The organism is Bradyrhizobium genomosp. I (2014) (assembly GCF_000261685.1).
In the GTDB taxonomy this organism is placed as follows: Bacteria; Pseudomonadota; Alphaproteobacteria; order Rhizobiales; family Xanthobacteraceae; genus Bradyrhizobium.
The window spans coordinates 1-1,395 of record NZ_AJQE01000481.1 but is presented as its reverse complement, the minus strand read 5'-3'; the positions used below and the strand labels follow the sequence as shown (position 1 = coordinate 1,395).

Below are 1,395 nucleotides of genomic sequence, written 5' to 3'. Positions count from 1 at the left end.
GAGCTATGCGGGAAACTGGGTGATGACGGAATGAGATAGGCGGCGTATCGAGGCGGGTGTCGAGCCTGCCAGAACCTCAAGGAGAGCGATACGCCATGAACGAGCATAGCAACATTGTCCCACTGCGTCAGCCCGATGAGATCGACGATCCACTGACGAATATTTTGCGATCTGGTGCTCGGCAGCTGCTTGCGCAGGCTGTCGAGATGGAAGCCGAGGCGTTTCTCGCCGCGATGAAGGGCTTGAAGCTTCCCGATGGCCGCGACCGCCTCGTGCGGCACGGCCATGGTCCAGTGCGGACGATCCAGACGGGGATCGGCGCCGTCGAAGTCGCCCGGGTAAAGATTCGCGATCGCGCGGTGACCAGCGATGGCGAGCGGATCCGCTTCACCTCGGCGATCCTGCCGTTGTGGGCACGGCGCACGAAGAGCTTGGATGCACTTTTGCCGGTTCTGTACCTGCGAGGCATCTCGACGGGCGACTTCCAGGAGGCGCTGGCGGCGCTCTTGGGCAAGGATGCGCCGAATCTTTCTCCGGCGGTGGTTTCCAGACTGACGACGGAGTGGCAGCTCGAGTACGAGCGTTGGCAGAAGCGCGATCTGTCGGCGCGCCGGTACGTATACGTGTGGGCGGACGGCGTCTTCCTGCAGGCTCGCATGGAAGACCACAGCGAATGCATGCTGGTGCTGATCGGCGCGACGCCGGAAGGCAAGAAGGAACTCATCGGCTTCCAGGTCGGCGTGCGCGAGAGCACGCAGAGCTGGCACGAACTGCTCGTCGAGGCGAAAACCCGTGGGCTGAAGATCGCCCCGGAAATCGCCGTCGGTGACGGCGCGCTCGGCTTCTGGAAGGCGCTCGACGAGGTCTTTCCCGCCACGCGACATCAGCGGTGCTGGGTGCACAAAACCGCGAATATCTTGAACAAAGTCGCAGTGTCGGTACAGGCCAGCATGAAGAAGGATCTGCGCGAGGTCTATTTGGCGTCCAACCGAGCTTCGGCCGAAGTGGCGATCGATGTCTTTGCCGAGAAATACGGAGCGAAGTACGACAAGGCGGTCGAGTGCCTGACGAAAGATCGCGACGCAATGCTTGCGTTCTACGAATTCCCCGCCGAGCATTGGGACCACTTGCGGACGACGAATCCCATCGAAAGCGTGTTCGCGACGGTCCGGCACAGAACGGTGCGCACGAAAGGTTCGTTATCGTCAACGACTGCCAAGTTGATGGTGTTCAAGCTGCTCTGCGCCGCATCAAAGACCTGGCGGCGGCTGAAAGGCACAAATCAGTTGCCGAAGGTCATCGCAGGTGTCAGATTCGAAAACGGCATCGAGGTCATCCAAGTGCCGGAAAACCACGCCGCCTGATCGCCTCGTCACCCAAAATCCCGCATAGCTC

1 protein-coding gene is annotated in these 1,395 nt (G+C 61.0%); it reads left to right on the top strand.

The features are described 5' to 3' along the window. The first annotated feature begins 95 nt into the window (after positions 1 to 95). Positions 96 to 1,364, top strand: coding sequence for an IS256 family transposase (locus IC50_RS38135; protein WP_035716818.1), 1,269 nt, complete (start codon positions 96 to 98; stop codon positions 1,362 to 1,364). The last annotated feature ends 31 nt before the right edge of the window (positions 1,365 to 1,395 follow it).